Source organism: Ruegeria sp. HKCCA5763 (assembly GCF_013034545.1).
Classification (GTDB): Bacteria; Pseudomonadota; Alphaproteobacteria; order Rhodobacterales; family Rhodobacteraceae; genus Ruegeria.
The window spans coordinates 228,553-244,868 of sequence record NZ_WQGF01000004.1; the positions used below are offsets into that span (position 1 = coordinate 228,553).

General features: G+C 56.9%; 15 protein-coding genes. 8 read left to right on the forward strand and 7 right to left on the reverse strand.

Going from position 1 to position 16,316, the window contains the following annotated elements:
• Positions 1-4 precede the first annotated feature (4 nt).
• From GOV89_RS09515 to GOV89_RS09540, 6 genes are all read right to left on the reverse strand, one after another.
• Positions 5-1,423 carry a trimethylamine methyltransferase family protein gene (locus tag GOV89_RS09515; RefSeq protein WP_171238020.1) on the reverse strand — a complete coding sequence of 473 codons (1,419 nt, stop codon included), beginning with the start codon at positions 1,421-1,423 and terminating at the stop codon, positions 5-7.
• 261 nt (positions 1,424-1,684) lie between these two features.
• Complete coding sequence (locus GOV89_RS09520) at positions 1,685-2,923, reverse strand: Tm-1-like ATP-binding domain-containing protein (protein WP_171176597.1); 1,239 nt, start codon at positions 2,921-2,923, stop codon at positions 1,685-1,687.
• Between the two features lie 25 nt (positions 2,924-2,948).
• Positions 2,949-4,433: an aldehyde dehydrogenase family protein gene (locus GOV89_RS09525; protein ID WP_171176599.1), complete on the reverse strand. Its 1,485-nt coding sequence runs from the start codon at positions 4,431-4,433 to the stop codon at positions 2,949-2,951.
• A gap of 6 nt (positions 4,434-4,439) precedes the next feature.
• Positions 4,440-5,960, reverse strand: coding sequence for a tripartite tricarboxylate transporter permease (locus tag GOV89_RS09530; RefSeq protein WP_171176601.1), 1,521 nt, complete (start codon positions 5,958-5,960; stop codon positions 4,440-4,442).
• Positions 5,961-5,967: 7 nt separating this feature from the next.
• Positions 5,968-6,504 carry a tripartite tricarboxylate transporter TctB family protein gene (locus GOV89_RS09535; protein ID WP_171238021.1) on the reverse strand — a complete coding sequence of 179 codons (537 nt, stop codon included), beginning with the start codon at positions 6,502-6,504 and terminating at the stop codon, positions 5,968-5,970.
• 62 nt (positions 6,505-6,566) lie between these two features.
• Entirely contained in the window at positions 6,567-7,496 is a 930-nt protein-coding gene (locus GOV89_RS09540; protein WP_171176605.1) for a tripartite tricarboxylate transporter substrate binding protein, read from the reverse strand.
• A gap of 108 nt (positions 7,497-7,604) precedes the next feature.
• On the opposite strand from GOV89_RS09540, the gene GOV89_RS09545 reads away from it, so the two are divergent.
• Entirely contained in the window at positions 7,605-8,384 is a 780-nt protein-coding gene (locus GOV89_RS09545; protein WP_171176607.1) for an IclR family transcriptional regulator, read from the forward strand.
• 34 nt (positions 8,385-8,418) lie between these two features.
• Positions 8,419-9,771, forward strand: coding sequence for an aminotransferase class III-fold pyridoxal phosphate-dependent enzyme (locus GOV89_RS09550; protein WP_171176609.1), 1,353 nt, complete (start codon positions 8,419-8,421; stop codon positions 9,769-9,771).
• A gap of 33 nt (positions 9,772-9,804) precedes the next feature.
• On the opposite strand, the gene hpaR is transcribed toward GOV89_RS09550, so the two are convergent.
• Positions 9,805-10,245: a homoprotocatechuate degradation operon regulator HpaR gene (gene hpaR / locus GOV89_RS09555; protein ID WP_171176611.1), complete on the reverse strand. Its 441-nt coding sequence runs from the start codon at positions 10,243-10,245 to the stop codon at positions 9,805-9,807.
• Positions 10,246-10,350: 105 nt separating this feature from the next.
• On the opposite strand from hpaR, the gene GOV89_RS09560 reads away from it, so the two are divergent.
• From GOV89_RS09560 to hpaH, 6 genes are all read left to right on the forward strand, one after another.
• Positions 10,351-10,749 (forward strand): 5-carboxymethyl-2-hydroxymuconate Delta-isomerase, encoded by a 399-nt coding sequence (locus GOV89_RS09560; protein ID WP_171238022.1) that lies wholly within the window; start codon positions 10,351-10,353, stop codon positions 10,747-10,749.
• Between the two features lie 3 nt (positions 10,750-10,752).
• The gene (hpaE, locus tag GOV89_RS09565) at positions 10,753-12,261 is read left to right on the forward strand and encodes a 5-carboxymethyl-2-hydroxymuconate semialdehyde dehydrogenase (protein WP_171176615.1); all 1,509 of its coding nucleotides are present in this window, start codon (positions 10,753-10,755) and stop codon (positions 12,259-12,261) included.
• 57 nt (positions 12,262-12,318) lie between these two features.
• On the forward strand, positions 12,319-13,161 hold the full coding sequence (gene hpaD / locus GOV89_RS09570) for a 3,4-dihydroxyphenylacetate 2,3-dioxygenase (protein ID WP_171238023.1): 843 nt from the start codon (positions 12,319-12,321) through the stop codon (positions 13,159-13,161).
• A 109-nt stretch (positions 13,162-13,270) separates the two neighbouring features.
• Entirely contained in the window at positions 13,271-14,668 is a 1,398-nt protein-coding gene (locus tag GOV89_RS09575; protein ID WP_171176619.1) for a pyridoxal-dependent decarboxylase, read from the forward strand.
• Positions 14,665-15,519, forward strand: coding sequence for a fumarylacetoacetate hydrolase family protein (locus tag GOV89_RS09580; RefSeq protein WP_171176621.1), 855 nt, complete (start codon positions 14,665-14,667; stop codon positions 15,517-15,519). The genes GOV89_RS09575 and GOV89_RS09580 overlap by 4 nt, the downstream gene beginning before the upstream one ends.
• Positions 15,516-16,316, forward strand: a complete 801-nt coding sequence (hpaH, locus tag GOV89_RS09585) for a 2-oxo-hept-4-ene-1,7-dioate hydratase (protein WP_171176623.1) — start codon at positions 15,516-15,518, stop codon at positions 16,314-16,316. The genes GOV89_RS09580 and hpaH overlap by 4 nt, the downstream gene beginning before the upstream one ends.

Here is a 16,316-nt window from a genome sequence, read left to right on the forward strand (position 1 = left end):
GTGCTTAGTCTTTCAAGTGGATAGGCATGCGGGCGCGCAGGGCGGCCTCGATGTCGGCGGGCAGATGGGACGGTGCGGGCTGTGCTTCGATCTCGGCAACGCGGGCTATGGCCTTGTCCCAGACAGTTTGCGCACCACTTTCAAGCCAGTCATTGACGCTCTGGCGGTCGCCCAAAGACGGATAGACGTATTCCTTGGTCATCAGATCCAGGGTCTGAGCAGTGCCGAGGAAGTGCCCCTCGCCGGTCACGACCTGTTCGATCATGTCCAGATCAATCGAGCCTTCGAACATTTCCACGCCGCGCACCGATCGCAGGATGGCCCCGCACATGTCGTTGTCTATGACCAGTGCTTCATTGCTGGCGGCCATGATCGAGCCCAGCATACCAACAGACAGGTTGATCATATCGGCTCCGCTCTGTGCCGCGAGCGCGATAGTGTATCCCTTTTCATAGCCCGATTGTGCATCGGCTGTCTTGGCATCTGTCATACCTGCTGACACGGTCGAAGGCAGGCCAAGGTTCAATAGCAACTGCGCCGCAGCAGCGTTGGCGACCGCAGCCTCGCCCGAACCGCCGGTCATGGCGCCGGTGCGCAGATCAGAGATAAAGGGCAGGAAGGCCAGAATGCAGGGAAAGCCCGGTTGCATCATGTTGACTAGCACCAGACCGGCCAAGGATTCCGCCAAACCCTGCGCCAAGGCGCCAGCCAGCGCGGCCGGGCTTGTGGCCCCAGCTTGCGCTGCGGAACAGATTTGTAGCGGCATTCCAAGTCGCACGCATTCACGCATCACCCCGCAGGCTTCCTCGGCCAGCGTCAGCGGTGGCACCACGTGGCAGACGGACGCAAAGCAGAAGGGTTGCGCCTTGAAGGCTCCGTCGCCGCCCAAAGCCGCGTCGAACATTTCAACCACGGAGGGCACGTTGGCGGGCTCGAAAAAACTTGTGCCAATAGGTTTCGAAGTCGCCTTCATCGCGGTAAATGCCGTGTTGATATCCAGCGTCAGCGGGTCTTCCAGATCCCGCGCCACAACGGGACGCAGGGAATAATGGATGTTGTTGCAGGCATCAACGATGCGCATCAGGCTGTACAAGTCTTGTAACGTGCTGTCGCGAAACGAATTTGTAGCGGCGTCCAGCACCTGCACCGCTGCACCGCCGGTACCGATATGGACGCGGCCGCCTCCAATCTCGATCCCGCGATCCCGAATGAATCCGGGCAGTTCTACGCGTTTACACGCCCCCGCGATTATGTCTTCAACCAAAGAGCGCGAAAAGGTGATGCGCCCGTCGTCCCGTTCCGTTGCGCCATGCTCCAACGCCAATACGCGAATGTCCTCCGGCGCACCGGACACACCAATCCGTTCCAGAATATCAAACGCCGTATCGGTGATATGGGCCAGTTTGCTGTTGTCCAGTGGCATGAACCGCCCTCCGACGGGCGGCGTTGTCAGCTTTGGAGTTTCGGAACCGGGGGCCCTTCTTGATCGTGTTCGCCGCATAAGCGCGTCCTAGATAAGGTGTTTTCCCGCGCATCTTAGAAAGGGTCAAGTTTTAGCTCAATTCCATTATTAGCCGATTTTTGTGAATGAATTTCATGCAAAGTGGGCGTGTGCTTTAAGGGCCTGATCGCCAGCGAAACTGCATCAAACCAGTGGTCTAGGCACTTGCGTTGGTCGTGAAGGCTAAGGCGAGGATGTCACGATGCCACGTTCGACCCACTCATCGAAAAGCGCCAAAACGGCGTCGCAGAACGCCGTATCGTTGATATGGGCTTCCAGTTCAGTCATTGGCACCTGATCCGGCATCACTTGGCGAGCTTCGTCGATCATTTCCGCCAGGGCCTGTGGGTCATGCGCCTCTTCGCCTTTCTTGTCCCAGGCCTCGATGCCTTGCAGCGGCAAAAAGAAATGCACAGGCCCCTTGGCCGCGCCCAATCGATTGGCAAGTTCCCGAATCCAGGCACGCCGTTCGGCCCCGTTGAAGACCGAGCTTTTGATCAACCGGTTGTGTTCATGAAAAGGGCGATCGGCATAGTGTTCGGGGATGTCCTGCCAGCCCGCAAAATCCAGCAAGTCCAACGCGCCGGGGGCGACCATCTGCGGGATACCCATGCGCCCGGCATTGGTAACCCGGTCCTCACCGCTGGACACGACAGAACCCGCCATCAGGTTTCCGAATTCCTGCATGCAGAAATCCATCACACAGGCGAACGCGCCTTCGCTGGCCAGTTTTTCAAAGGCCATGCCGCCCATTCCTGTGGAATGGAACACGGCCACTTCAAAACCGCGCTCTTCCAGTGCTGGTTTGAGGGTCTTCATGTACCGAAGACAGGATGATCCCAGGCTGGTCATGCCAACCAGCGGCTTGCTGCGGTCCGGTACGATCGCAGCCTTTGCCGCGCCGACCACGGCTCCAGCCGCCTGACTGAGCGAAGATTGACAGATTGAATTCATGCCGTAGAGGCCGCCCGCCCAAAGGATCATCTGAATATCGGGTGCCAGCCGATGTGGTGGGATAAGCGGTGAGAAGCTGACGGTTGAGACGATGTATTTCGGCATACCCATCGGCAGCGCCTGCGCACAATCCAGCGCAAGGTCGGTGCCCATTGTGCCACCGGTGGCCAGCATCCCGTCAAACCGTCCGTCGGCATAGGCCCGCGCAACCACTTTAGCGGCCCCGGCAGACATGATGCGGAAGGCTTTGTTTTCGTCTCCCTGGGCGATGACCTCATCAATTGTCATGCCACCAGCCGCGGCCACGTCATGTTTTGAGATGTCAACTGGCGCAGAGGGGTCTCCCAGAACGGACACATCCATCGTCAACACATCGGCACCCTGCGTTTGAATTGCCTCTTCGATGAACCGCATTTCGGGTTCTTTGGTGTCATAGGTGCCGATCAACAGGATAGTCTTATTTGTCATTTGTGCCTCCCTTACCCCTCAGCGATCAGAGTTTGATCCAGGCGGTTTTCAGGTCGAAGTATTTTTCGATCGCGTGCAGCGACTTGTCGTGTCCGTTGCCGGATTGGCGCACGCCACCAAGGGGAACAGTCAGGTCTGCGCTACCATAGGTGTTCACATGGACAACCCCGGCACGAATGCCTGCGACCATGCGATGTGCGCGGCCCAAGTTCGAGGTCCAGACCCCACCAGCCAACCCGTAAACGGTCGCGTTTGCCAGACGGATCGCGTCTTCTTCGTCCTTGAAGGGCGTGACGGCCAGAACAGGGCCAAAGACTTCGTTTTGGAACAGCGTGTCAGTTTCTTTCACCCCGGCCATGACGGTCGGCGCCATGTAATAACCACCAGTCTCGGTCAGAATACGGGCGCCACCTGTGCGGCGCTCAGCGCCTTCCGCTTCGGCTTTGGTCACGAAATCCAGATTGGCCTGCAACTCGGACAGGCTGTGAACCGCGCCGATCTGGCTGTTCAGGTCCAACGGATCGCCAACGCGAAAGGCTGAGGCGTGGTGGGTGATTTCGGAGACGAAGTCCTCGTAAATTTCCTGTTGGACCAACAGGCGCGATCCGGCGACGCAGACCTGGCCCGAATTGCGGAATATACCAGCGGCTGAAACCTTGGCCGCTTCGGCAAGGTCCGGGGCATCGGCAAAGACGATGTTCGGCGATTTGCCCCCCAGTTCCAAATAACAACGCTTTAGGTTGGAGCGTGCGGAATATTCCAAAAGCCGCCTTCCTGTCGCGCCGGACCCGGTGAAGACAATTATGTCGATATCCATCGACAGCGCCAACGCTTCGCCCACAATTGGCCCGCGCCCCGTCACCACGTTGAACACGCCGTCTGGCACCCCGGCCTCAGCTGCCAGTTCGGCGATTTTCAACAGGCTGAGCGAAGCGCTTTCTGCGGGTTTCAAGACCACGGAGTTGCCTGCCGCCAACGCCGGGGCAATTTTCCAGCTACCGATCATCAAAGGGAAATTCCACGGCACAATCGCGCCGACAACGCCGACGGGTGCGTGATGTATCAGACCCAGAACGTCGTCGCCCGTGGGGGCGATCTGGCCGTACAGTTTGTCGATGGCTTCGGCATAATACCGGAACGTTGCCGCAGCCGAGAGCGCCTCGGCCTTATAGGCCATGTTGATCTCGGTCCCGTTGTCGCGAACACCCAGAACAGCAATCTCCAGCGCTTGGGATTCGATTAGATCAGCAAGCTTCAGCAGCACTTTCTTACGGCCCGCAGGGGCCATTCGTGACCAACGCCCATCTTCAAACGATACCCGCGCCGCACGTACGGCGGCGTCGACATCTGCGGCACTGCCTTCGGCGATCAGTGCCAGTGGCTGACCGTTGATCGGTGAATGAACTTGATGCTGGGCGCTGGTTTCGCTTTGCTGAAAGCGGCCGTTTATGAAATGTCCGCGCGGAGTGATTTCCTGAGTGCGCAGCGCGTCAATCGAGAACTGATCCATGAGGCGTTATCCTTGCTGAGTAGTGTCTTCGTCGAGAACCGGTTGCGGTTTGACGCGGTCTTTGTGTTCCTGGATCAGAGAGCGGATGTGCAAAAGAATGATCCCCAGGATCATCACAAACAGGATTGCCGCTATGGGCCGGTCGATGAAATCAAGCGGTGATTTCACCCGAGCCATGGCGCTGCGCAGTTTGACCTCCATGATCCCACCCAGAACCATACCCAAAATGATGGGCACGATCGGCAGGTTCAGGCGTTTCAGGATCAGGCCGAAAACACCGAACCCGGCAGCAATCGCGCAGTCCGTGATCGAGTTTCGCAGGCTGTACACGCCCACAAATGAAAGGGTCAGGATCATAATGCCCAGAAATCGGGTAGGGATCTGGATAATTTTCAGCAGCAGATTGGTTGAAAACAGTAAAAAGATCAGAACGACCACGTTCAGAAGGATCAACGCCATATACAGCGCCATGACAAAATCCATCTGTTCTGCAAACAGTTGAGGGCCTGGGATCACGTTGTGAACGTAGAAAACCGATAGCATCATCGCCGTCAGTGCCTCACCTGGAATACCCAGAGCCAAAAGCGGGATCATTGCAGCCCCCGGAACGGCGTTGTTGGCGGCCTCAGATGCCACCAGGCCTTCGGGTGATCCTTTGCCAAACGCATCGGGATTTTTCGAAGTCTTCTGAGCGTAGGTGTAAGACAGGAACTGGGACGTGAATTCGCCGGTGCCCGGCACCATACCCATGAGAACGCCCAGTGATGACGACACGGTGGCGATGCGCTTCAGGCCCAGAAGCTCTTTCAGGCCGGTAAATATATTGCCGCGAACATGTGCTTCGCCGGGGGCGTGTTCCTTGTCGACCAGCAAAAGCAGCGCCTGGCTGATGGCAAACAGGCCCAATACAACAACGATCAGATCGACGCCCGACGATAACCAGGTTTGGTCAAAGGTGAAACGTCGCGTGTATTTGACAGGCTCAAGCCCCACCGTGTTCAGAAAAATTCCGAAAAACGCCAGCATGGCGGCGGAAAAAGTCTGCCCGCGATGGGCCAGGATCACGAGTAAAATACCCATGAAAGCGGCCAGAAAAATCTCGCGACTGCCGAAATGCGGGGCAACCCAGGCCAGAACGGGCGAAAGGACGATCAGGCAAAGGATCGAGAAAATGCCACCAAAGAACGACGCTGAATAGGCCAGCGACAAGGCCCGATGGCCTTCGCCGCGTTTGGTCATGGGATAGCCGTCATAGGTGGTCAGGGCGTTCACGGCCGTGCCTGGGGTGTTGATCAGAATGGCCGGGATTGCGCCGCCATACATGGACGACCCGTAGATGCCCAGCAGAAGGGTTAGACCTACGATGGGTTCGAAAGCAAATGTAGCAGGCAGAAGGATCGCGATGGCCACGGCGGCGCCCACGCCGGGCAAGGCGCCAATGATAACGCCCCCGACAGAGCCGATAATCAGCGCCACCATGACTTGCCACTGGGCAAGAATTGCAAAGCCGGAAATCAGATCGTCCATTGCGGCCTCATAGATAGGTCAGCGCAAAGGCGCGCAGCCCGTCGGGCAGGTATTCATAAACGCGACCCGCGGGGATGTTCACCTGCAGCAGCGCCCGAAAGACGATTGCGACCACCGCGCCGAAGATGAGTGCAATGCAAAAGGCCCCGGGCAAGCGAAACCCTAGGCGGACCGTCAAAAGGGCGGCGAACAGCATGGTGGAGGGCAGGTACCCAAGCCATGGAACAGCAACAACGTAAATCAGAAAATAGACAACATATTCGAGCGATTTCAGCCAAAACGTGATCTCTCGCAAACGGCCTGGAATACGTGGTGACAGGAATGAGCTCAGCAAATGCAGACCGCTGAACACAACCATGCCCCAGATCGCGAAAGTTGGCCACAAAGCAGGCTGCGCAAACCACTTTGTCCGTTTGACGACCTGAGTTTCGCTTCCAAGCTGGCTGAGAAGGAACAGCGAGAACACAAAGAACATAGTGGCAAACACGATGTCCCCGGGGCGTCGATAGCGCCGGAACATGTCTTGCAAGGTCTTTGCAATCATCGTGGCCTCCTGTTGGATGGAAATAGGCCCGGCAGTGTTAAATGTGCCGGGCCCGTTCCGGTTTATTCGCCCAGGATCTCTTCGATCTTGGCGAACGAGGCTTTGTCCTGCTCGATCTGAGCGTTGGAGGCATCCGGATCCTGCCAATAAATCAGGGCACCGGTTTCCTCGGCCAATTGTTTTGCCTTGTCAGAACTCAGCGCCTTTTGAGCCGCCGCCGAAATCTTTTCGCGGGCGTCCGCTGGGGTGTCCTTGTGGACAAACAATCCGTTCCACAGGGCCAAAGGCAGATCCGGGTTTAGTTCCACGACTGTTGGTGTATCGGGCACCAGCGAAATCCGCTCGCCGCCGATGCTGGCAAGGACGTTCACCTGATCCAGACAGGGCAGGATAAGCTGAAGGGTGGTGTTGATCACGTCGACGTCGCCCGATGCCAAAGTGTTGCAGTCCAGCGCATCAAACGCCGCTTCGCTGGCAAAATCGAACCCGCTGCTGACGGCTGCGGCAAAGGTCACCTGGGTCGGTGGTAAAACGGAACCGAAATGGCCAAGTGCGACGTCGTTTTCCTTGCCGTGTTCCGCCAACTCCTCCCAGCTTGAGAAAGGCGCATCCTTGCTGGCTGCGATCACGAAGGGATAGGTCAGGAAGATCCCGATGGGATCAAACGGGTTGGGGTTGAGTTCGGGGATGCCGATTTCGGGACCAATGACCGGCACGCCGATGACAAAAGACCCGATGGTGTAGCCGTCCGCAGGGGCGGTTGCCACCTCGACGGCACCCGGGAACGGACCACCGCCACCACCGGGTTTGTTCACGACAGCGGCTGGAACGCCGTACATGGCTTGAAATTCATCGGCGATCATTCGCGTCAGAACATCTTCCAGATCGCCCGGAGGCCACGGCACCACAAAGCTGACCGGCTTTTCGGGGTACTCGGCCAGTGCAGCGGTAGCTGATGCCACTAAAGCCGCAGCAGTAAGAAATTTCTTCATTGACTCCTCCCATACATGGTTCATTATTTGATCCGCGTTAACAATAATTATGTTGCTTTGTTAAGTTAGTTCTGTCAAGTATTCCCTGAGTAAGAGGAAGTGAAACAAATGGGCACAGCCCTTAATGCCTTAAAAATGCTGGATTACTTTTCAAGCGCGCGACCGGAAATCGGGCTGAGTCACTTTGCGCGACTGTCCGGATTGAACAAGGCAACCGCGCTGCGCCACCTGCGTGCGCTTGAGGAATACGGTCTGATCGAACAGAATCCTATGACCAAGTCCTATGCTATCGGACCGGCGGCCTTGCGCCTGGCAGCGCTGCGTGAAATCGCGCGGCCAGGCATCGAAAGTGCGCGCCAGAAAATGCAAATGGCGATGCAACGCGTTGGGGAAAGTCTGCATCTGTCACTGTTGGAAAAGACCGGGCTGCAAACCGCATTGGTGGTTGAAACAACGCGGCACAGCGTGCGCGTCAGCCTTGACCCCAGTGAGATCCTGCCGATCAATGCAACGGCCTCGGGTCTTTGTATGCTCAGTTTTGGCCCACCCAGTCTGATGGAAGATTTGGATCACAAAGAGCAGGCGCGCTTCACGGACGCCACGCTCATTGATCCTGAAATCATCAAAGAACGGGTTGCGCGGATCAGCGCCTTAGGCTGGGCCAACAGCAACGGCAGCTATGAAGAGGGCGTCTTTGGGTACGCCGCGCCGATTTTTGGCATTGATCAAGTCGCTCTGGGGACCATTGCAATTGCTGTGCCTGAAGGTCGCGCCACCGACGACCGCCTGCCATCCATTCTGTCTGCATTGCACAATCTTTCGACGGACCTGACCGCAGATTTTGGCGGTCAGTTGCCCGACACCTTTCCAACCGAATTCCACCCGTGACCCAGGGTAAGCGATACTTCCGGAGGCCCGCACCATGAAAGACTCGAACTTTCTGAAGGAAAACAACGCCCGTTATTTCTGGCACCCGATGGCACATCCTGCCGACAGTCAAAAGAACCCGCCGACCATTTTGAATGGCGGTGAAGGTGTAAGCATTATCGATGTTGATGGTCACAAAGCGCTGGATGCCGTGGGGGGGCTGTGGAACGTCAATTTGGGCTATTCCTGCGAACCGGTGAAACAGGCCATTGCCGATCAATTGAACGCGTTGCCCTATTACTCGACCTTTCGCGGAACCAGCAATGACAAAGCCATTGAGCTGTCTTATGAGCTGGCGCAGTTTTTCGCACCTGACGGTTTGACCCGCGCGTTCTTTACGTCGGGTGGATCGGACTCTGTCGAAATTGCGCTGAAGCTTGCACGGCAATATCACAAGGTGAGGGGCGATGCCGGTCGCACCAAGTTCATCAGCCTTAAGCAGGGCTATCACGGCACACATTTCGCGGCTGCATCCGTCAACGGCAATCAAAAGTTTCGCGCGGTCTATGAGCCGATGATGCCGGGTTGTTTCCACGTGCCCGCACCCTGGACCTATCGCAACCCGTTTGATGAGGCGGACCCCGAGCGTCTGGCGCAACTTTGCGTCAATGCGTTGGAGGCCGAGATCGCCTTTCAAGGGGCGAACACGGTTGCGGCGTTTATCATGGAGCCGGTTCTGGGGGCAGGGGGTGTGATCCCACCGCACAAAAGCTTCATGCCCATGGTGCGTGAGGTGTGTGCCAAACACGGTATTCTTTTGATCTCTGACGAAATCATTACCGCATTTGGTCGAACTGGCAGCGAAAGCGGCGCGCGACATTGGGGCGTTCAGCCGGACATCATGACAACAGCAAAAGCGATCACCAACGGGTACTTTCCGTTCGGCGCGGCAATGATTTCGGGCTCTGTCGCTGAAGTCTTCGAAAAGGACACTACGGGGCTGGCATCGGTCGATCAGGGCTACACCTACTCCGGTCATCCGGTTGGGGCAGCGGCGGCACTGGCTGCTCTGTCCGAGATCAACCGGCTGCGGGTTTGGGAAAACGCCGCAGCGCGAGGGGGTGAATTATTCGCCGGGTTGCGGAAGCTGGCCGAGAAACACGACGCGATCGGCGACGTACGCGGTGGCGAGGGATTAATGTGCGCGTTGGAACTGGTTTCCGATCGGGCGACCAAAGCTCCCATCGCTAAGCACCTGCCGTTGCAGGTTCAAAAAGCGGCTTACGAAGATGGCGTGATGGTACGAGTATCCGGAAACAACATCATTCTGTCGCCCCCGCTGGTTATCACCTCAGACGATGTGTCCAAGATTTTGTCAGCGTTGGATACTGGTCTGTCGACTCTTTGAGCTTTAGGTCTGCCCTGTCGACTGAAGGCAGGGTCAGACTTTAACCGCCTGCAATTCCTCTAGCAGGTCCAGCAATTGGTCCAGCTTTTCACGACCCATCTGAGCCTCGATATTGCTGGAAATCGCAAGTGACGTGGCCAGGTTTTCCCTAAGGATCGACCGGCCTGCATCCGTGATCGTGACCATGGTACGGCGCTTGTCGTCACTGTCCTGGCGGCGGGTGATCTGGGCATCAGCCTCCATTGTGCGCAAGATGCGGGTCACGCTTGGAAGCAGCAGACAAGCCTCGTGCGCAATAGTGCTTTGCTCCACTTCGCCCAGCTCATCCAGGACGCGCAAGATGCGCCATTTCTGTTCGGTTATCTGGATGCCTTGCAGCATATCCCGGATCGGGGCCATGACGGTTTCACGGGCACGCAGCAGCGCGATAGGAAGGGATCGGGCGGTGCTTTTGGTATGGCTTTGAGTGGTCATGCGGTCTTCTAGAGCGGTGGTTCGGAAATTGCAAAGATTAACAAAGCAATCTCTTGACGTGAGGCTGGCAAAAAACTAAACATGTTAAGTAATAGAGGAGGAATCATGCCACATTTCCACGTCGAATATTCCGGGAACCTGGAAGGCAAGATCGACATGGGTGGCCTGTGCGAATGCATAAGGGCAACAGCTGCCGAGATCGACACCTTTCCGATGCCGGGCATTCGCGTGCGCGCAACGCGCGTGGACCACTATGCCATTGCGGATGGAAATCCGGGCCATGGGTTTGTTGATATCTCGATCCGCCTGCGTGCAGGGAGGTCGGAAGACGTCAAGCAGGACGCGACGCGGCGTATATTTGACGCGGTCAAAGCCTATCTGGCGCCGGCTCTTTCGCAGCATTCCATCGCTCTGTCGCTTGAGATGCGCGACATTGACCCAAAGCTTTCGCCCAAGACCGGCACGATCCGCGACCATCTGGCCGTGACTTCGCAGGAGACCTGAAATATGAGTGCGCTGGATACGAATATTGAAAAACTGACGAGCTTTCTGGCCCGGTTCAAGGAAGCCGGCATTCTCAATCGTATCGCTGGCGAAGACCGGGACGGGTCTGGCGGTGTGTTCCAATCCACTTCGCCTGTCGACAAATCTGTGATCTGCGACGTTGCACATGGCACGGCTGATGATATTGATGCGGCGGCCAAGGCCGCCCATGCCGCGTTTGCTGAATGGCGCGACATGTCTGCCACCGAACGCCGCCGCATCTTGTTGCGCGTTGCTGATGCCATCGAAGCGCGGGCCGAGGAAATCGCGCTGTGTGAATGCTGGGACACGGGCCAGACTCTTCGCTTCATGTCCAAGGCCGCGTTGCGCGGGGCAGAGAATTTTCGGTATTTTGCAGATCAGGTGGTTCAGGCGCGCGACGGGCAACATCTGAAATCCCCGACGCTGATGAACGTCACCACGCGCGTTCCAATTGGCCCGGTCGGTGTGATTACCCCATGGAACACACCGTTCATGCTGTCGACCTGGAAAATCGCACCAGCATTGGCTGCGGGCTGCACGGTGGTTCACAAGCCTGCTGAAGACTCTCCGCTGACGGCCCGCCTGCTGGTGGAGATCGCCGAAGAGGCCGGGCTGCCCAAAGGCGTGCTGAACACGGTAAATGGGTTTGGCCCTGATGCAGGCAAAGCTTTGTGCGAACATAAGCTGATCAAGGCGATTGCGTTTGTCGGCGAAAGCCGCACCGGCAGTCTGATCGTCAAGCAAGGCGCGGACACGCACAAGCGCAACCATCTGGAGTTGGGCGGAAAAAACCCTGTGATCGTGTTCGATGACGCCGATCTGGATCGCGCGCTGGATGCGGTGATCTTCATGATCTATTCGATCAATGGCGAGCGCTGCACCTCATCTTCGCGGTTGCTGGTGCAGGATACGATCAAAGAAGAGTTCGAGGCAAAGCTGGTCCAACGTGTGAACAACATCAAGGTGGGCCACCCGTTGGACCCGGCGACCGAGATTGGGCCATTGGTGACCGAGGAGCATTACAACAAAGTCACCAGCTACTTCGACATCGCCAAAAAGGACGGTGCAACCGTCGCTGCCGGTGGGGTCAAGGTGGGCAATGAAGGCTACTTTATCCGTCCGACCTTGTTCACCAACGCCACCAACCAGATGCGCATCGCGCGCGAGGAGATCTTTGGCCCTGTTCTGACCTCGATCCCCTTCGCAACCGAGGACGAGGCGCTTCAGATTGCCAACGACACGCCCTATGGTTTGACGGGTTATGTCTGGACCAATGACCTGACCCGTGCCTTGCGCTTTACAGACAAGCTGGAGGCTGGGATGATTTGGGTGAATTCAGAAAACGTGCGTCACCTGCCTACGCCCTTTGGCGGGGTCAAAGCGTCTGGAATCGGGCGCGACGGCGGGGATTGGAGCTTTGAGTTCTATATGGAACAAAAGCACATCGGTTTCGCAACCGGTCAGCACAAGATCATGCAATTGGGGAAATAATCGCCTCAGGTGGTTCCCCCGAACTGGGACCACCAGAACGCATTAGGAGGAACCGTCATGGGAAAGATCGTACAGGCCGCGAAAATAACGCATGTACCCAGCATCTGGATGTCCCACACGATGCCGAAATACAAAGGTATCCGGCAATCTGCCATTGATGGGTATGCCCGCCTGCGTCAGGACGCGATAGACCGCGAAGTCGAGACCTTCATTGTGTTCGATACCCATTGGATCACCAATCAGGGCTTTCACCTGAACACAAAAGAGCATCACACAGGTCGCTTCATCAGCCACGAGCTGCCGCATATGTTGGCTGATATGGAGTTCGACTATCGCGGCGATCATGAGTTGGGGGAAACGATCCTTGATGTGCTGCGCGAGCGTGGAGAGCGTGCTCTGGGTCATTCGCACCCGGATATGGGTATGGAATACGGAACCCTGTTGCCCATGCATTTCATCAACGAAGGGGTGAATGCGCGGGTCTTGCCTGTGGCTGTCAATCAATTCTCATCGATTGCGGAAAACCGGGTTTGGGGTGAGGCCATTGCCGAAGGCATCCGGCGTTCTGACCGCAATGTGTCTGTTCTGGCATCAGGGTCTCTCAGCCATGATTTCACCCCGAATGAACGATCGGTCGAGGGGCTGAACGCGGTGAATGGCGAGTTCAACCGCCAGATGGACATGCGCGTGTTGGAATTATGGGAACAGGGCCGTTTTGAAGAGTTCCTTGAAATGCTGCCTGACTACGCCAAGAAATGCACCGGAGAATGTGCCATGAACGACACCGCCCTGCTGTTCGGAGCGCTGGGTTGGGGTAGCTACAAGGGCAAAATCGACATCTATACCCCATATTTCGGCAGTTCCGGCACCGGTCAGGCGAATGTCAGTTTCTCGGTCTGACATCGGACAATCGGAACTGTTTTATAACATAGAAAATTCGTTCGTTGTGGTGCTGCATCTTGCGGGGACCGGGCGGGCTGATCTTTCAGCGACAACAAAAGGTTAACGCATGGATTGGGACACGTTTTCGCATTGGGGTCAGTACATTTCAAAATGGGCGGCCGATTACCATAAGACACTTGCGGAACGCCCCGTGCGCGCGCAGACCGCACCGGGGGAAATTGCAGCCCAGCTTGTGGCAACCCCACCCGAGGCGGGTGAACCGATGGATGCCATCATGGCCGATTTTGAACGGATCGTGATGCCAGGTATCACCCATTGGCAACACCCACGCTTCTTTGCCTATTTTCCAGCCAATGCTGCTCCTCCGTCGATGCTGGCCGAGATGCTGGTGACAACAATCGCGGCGCAATGCATGTTGTGGCAAACCTCGCCCGCCGCGACCGAAGTCGAGGGCGTCATGGTTGACTGGTTGCGGCAGTCACTTGGACTGCCCGAAGGTATGACCGGAGTTATTCAGGACAGCGCCTCATCCGCCACGTTATCGGCGGTTCTGACCATGCGGGAACGGGCCACGGGCTTTACCGGCAACCGCGAAGGTTTGAACACCAAGGGCGCGCTGCGGATCTATTGCTCGGATCAAGTGCATTCGTCCATCGACAGGGCCTGCTGGGTCGCGGGGATTGGACAGGACAATCTGGTCAAGCTGCCGACCTTGGGTTCCAACTTTGCGATTGATGCCTCTGCACTTGAAGCCGCCATTCAAAGCGATATCGCAGCCGGTCATGTTCCGGCCGGTATTATTGCGATCACAGGTGGAACCGGTGTTGGGGCCTGTGATGACTTGGTGGCCGTGGCGGATATCGCGCAAAAACACGACCTTTACACCCATCTCGACGCAGCTTGGGCCGGATCAGCCATGATCTGCCCCGAATTTCGCGAAGCCCTTTGGAGGGGTGCTGACCGCTATGACAGCATTGTCTTCAACCCGCATAAATGGATGGGCGCGCAATTCGATTGCGCCATCCAGTTCTTGCGGGATGCAGCACCACAGCTCAACACGCTGAAGATCGAGCCGGAATACCTCAAGACAACCGGAGCAGAGGTGACGAATTACTCGGAGTGGACGATCCCTCTGGGGCGCAGGTTCCGGGCGTTAAAGATCTGGTTTCTGTTGCGCTCATACGGATTGGAAGGACTGCGCGAACGCATCCGCAATCATGTGACTTGGGCACAGGAGCTCGCTGATCGGATCGGAGCGATGGAAGGGTTCGAAATCACGACCGGCCCGATCTTAAGCCTGTTTTCGTTCCGGTGTCCGGGAGACGATGCAATGCAGCAGCGTTTAGTCGACGCGTTGAACGATGATGGGCGGATTTATCTCACCCAAGGCATGTTCAAAGGCCGCAAGATCATCCGCTTTCAGGTTGGGCAGTTCGATACCTCTCGGGACGACGTGATGTTAGCAGCCGACGTGATTCGTGACGTGTGGGAGACACTTGAATGAAGTTTGGAACTTTCTTAGCGGGTGAGGAACGGTTTTTCGGAGCAATCACTGACGACGGTGCAATAGCACTGAACCAAGTGTTCCCGGACCATGACAGCCTGTACGAGGTGATCGCCGACGGGGCGTTCGATCGACTGGCAAAAGCTGCCGAGGGCAAACCTGTCACCCACACTGAGTTCACCTATGACATGGTAATGCCGGATGCGCGCCGTATCCTGTGTGTCGGCGTGAACTTCCCTGACCGGAATGCAGAATACAAGGACGGCAGCGAACAGCCCAAGTACATGTCGCTTTTTCCGCGCTTTGCCAGTGGGTTCACCGGCCATGACCGCCCGCTGATCCGACCGCCTGAAAACCATACGTTGGACTACGAAGGCGAGGTGGCCATCGTGATAGGAAAGGCTGGTCGCCGCATTTCGCAGGAGGACGCTTATGATCACATCGCCGCGCTGACCTTGTGCAATGAAGGCACCATTCGCGACTGGGTGCGGCACGCAAAGTTCAATGTCACGCAAGGCAAGAACTGGGACAAGTCGGGGGCCATTGGCCCATGGCTGGTGCCGTTTACGGACGCGGCCCAACTGGATGATGCCCGCATCCAAACTCGCGTGAACGGTGAGCTTCGGCAGGACGACACGCTGAACCGCATGATGTTCCCGATCCGGCGCGAGATTGAATACATCTCGACCTTTATGACGCTTCAGCCGGGCGACATTGTTGTCACTGGTACACCAACCGGGGCAGGGGCACGGTTCGACCCGCCGAAGTACCTGATGCCCGGAGATGTTGTCGAGGTGTCCGTCGAAGGTATCGGAACCCTGCGCAACACGGTGGAGGACGAACAGGTATGACGCCCGAAGACCACGCCCGAGCCGCCGCCGAACTGCTGCAGGCCGAACGCCGGCGCAAACAGATCGGCCTGCTTAGTCTGTGCCACCCCGAGATGGGTATGGATGATGCCTATGAGATTCAGAACGCCATCTATCGCCAGAAACTGGCCGAAGGGCGCAAGGTGATCGGGTGGAAGATCGGGCTGACTTCGAAGGCGATGCAATATGCCTTGAACATCGACATTCCCGACAGTGGAATTTTGTTTGACGACATGGCGTTCGACAATGGCGCGACCGTTCCGGCAGGCCGTTTCATTCAGCCCCGGATTGAGGCCGAGATCGCCTTTGTTATGAAGTCCGCCGTTGGCGGCGAAAACGTATCTCGCGACGATATTATCGCCGCTACGGACTATGTCGCCCCTGCACTGGAAATTCTGGATACTCGTATTCAAAGAGTGGACCCTGAAACCGGCAAAGCGCGCACGGTCTTTGACACGATCAGCGACAATGCCGCCAATGCAGGCATCGTTTTGGGTGCAGAGCGTCATTCTATGGATGCTCTTGATCTGCGCTGGGTTGGGGCGATTGCTTTCCGCAATAGCGAGATTGAGGAAACCGGATTAGGTGCTGGTGTGTTGAACGACCCTGTCGAAAGTGTGGTTTGGTTGGCACGTCGGATGGCGCAATACGGTCAGAGCATCGAGCCGGGGCAGATCATTTTGTCCGGCAGTTTCATCCGCCCCGTCGAATGCCCCTCGGGCACCAAAATTCACGCGGATTTCGGGCCGTTTGGCTCAGTCGATATCAATTTCGCCTGA

Bases quoted from the DNA above. Each gene is read 5' to 3' on its own strand.
- GOV89_RS09535 (WP_171238021.1), bottom strand. From the start codon at position 6,504: ATGATTGCAAAGACCTTGCAAGACATGTTCCGGCGCTATCGACGCCCC.
- GOV89_RS09515 (WP_171238020.1), bottom strand. From the start codon at position 1,423: ATGCCACTGGACAACAGCAAACTGGCCCATATCACCGATACGGCGTTT.
- hpaH (WP_171176623.1), top strand. From the start codon at position 15,516: ATGACGCCCGAAGACCACGCCCGAGCCGCCGCCGAACTGCTGCAGGCC.
- GOV89_RS09525 (WP_171176599.1), bottom strand. From the start codon at position 4,433: ATGGATCAGTTCTCGATTGACGCGCTGCGCACTCAGGAAATCACTCCG.
- GOV89_RS09540 (WP_171176605.1), bottom strand. From the start codon at position 7,496: ATGAAGAAATTTCTTACTGCTGCGGCTTTAGTGGCATCAGCTACCGCT.
- GOV89_RS09560 (WP_171238022.1), top strand. From the start codon at position 10,351: ATGCCACATTTCCACGTCGAATATTCCGGGAACCTGGAAGGCAAGATC.
- GOV89_RS09580 (WP_171176621.1), top strand. From the start codon at position 14,665: ATGAAGTTTGGAACTTTCTTAGCGGGTGAGGAACGGTTTTTCGGAGCA.
- GOV89_RS09575 (WP_171176619.1), top strand. From the start codon at position 13,271: ATGGATTGGGACACGTTTTCGCATTGGGGTCAGTACATTTCAAAATGG.
- GOV89_RS09520 (WP_171176597.1), bottom strand. From the start codon at position 2,923: ATGACAAATAAGACTATCCTGTTGATCGGCACCTATGACACCAAAGAA.
- hpaE (WP_171176615.1), top strand. From the start codon at position 10,753: ATGAGTGCGCTGGATACGAATATTGAAAAACTGACGAGCTTTCTGGCC.
- hpaD (WP_171238023.1), top strand. From the start codon at position 12,319: ATGGGAAAGATCGTACAGGCCGCGAAAATAACGCATGTACCCAGCATC.
- GOV89_RS09550 (WP_171176609.1), top strand. From the start codon at position 8,419: ATGAAAGACTCGAACTTTCTGAAGGAAAACAACGCCCGTTATTTCTGG.
- GOV89_RS09545 (WP_171176607.1), top strand. From the start codon at position 7,605: ATGGGCACAGCCCTTAATGCCTTAAAAATGCTGGATTACTTTTCAAGC.
- GOV89_RS09530 (WP_171176601.1), bottom strand. From the start codon at position 5,960: ATGGACGATCTGATTTCCGGCTTTGCAATTCTTGCCCAGTGGCAAGTC.
- hpaR (WP_171176611.1), bottom strand. From the start codon at position 10,245: ATGACCACTCAAAGCCATACCAAAAGCACCGCCCGATCCCTTCCTATC.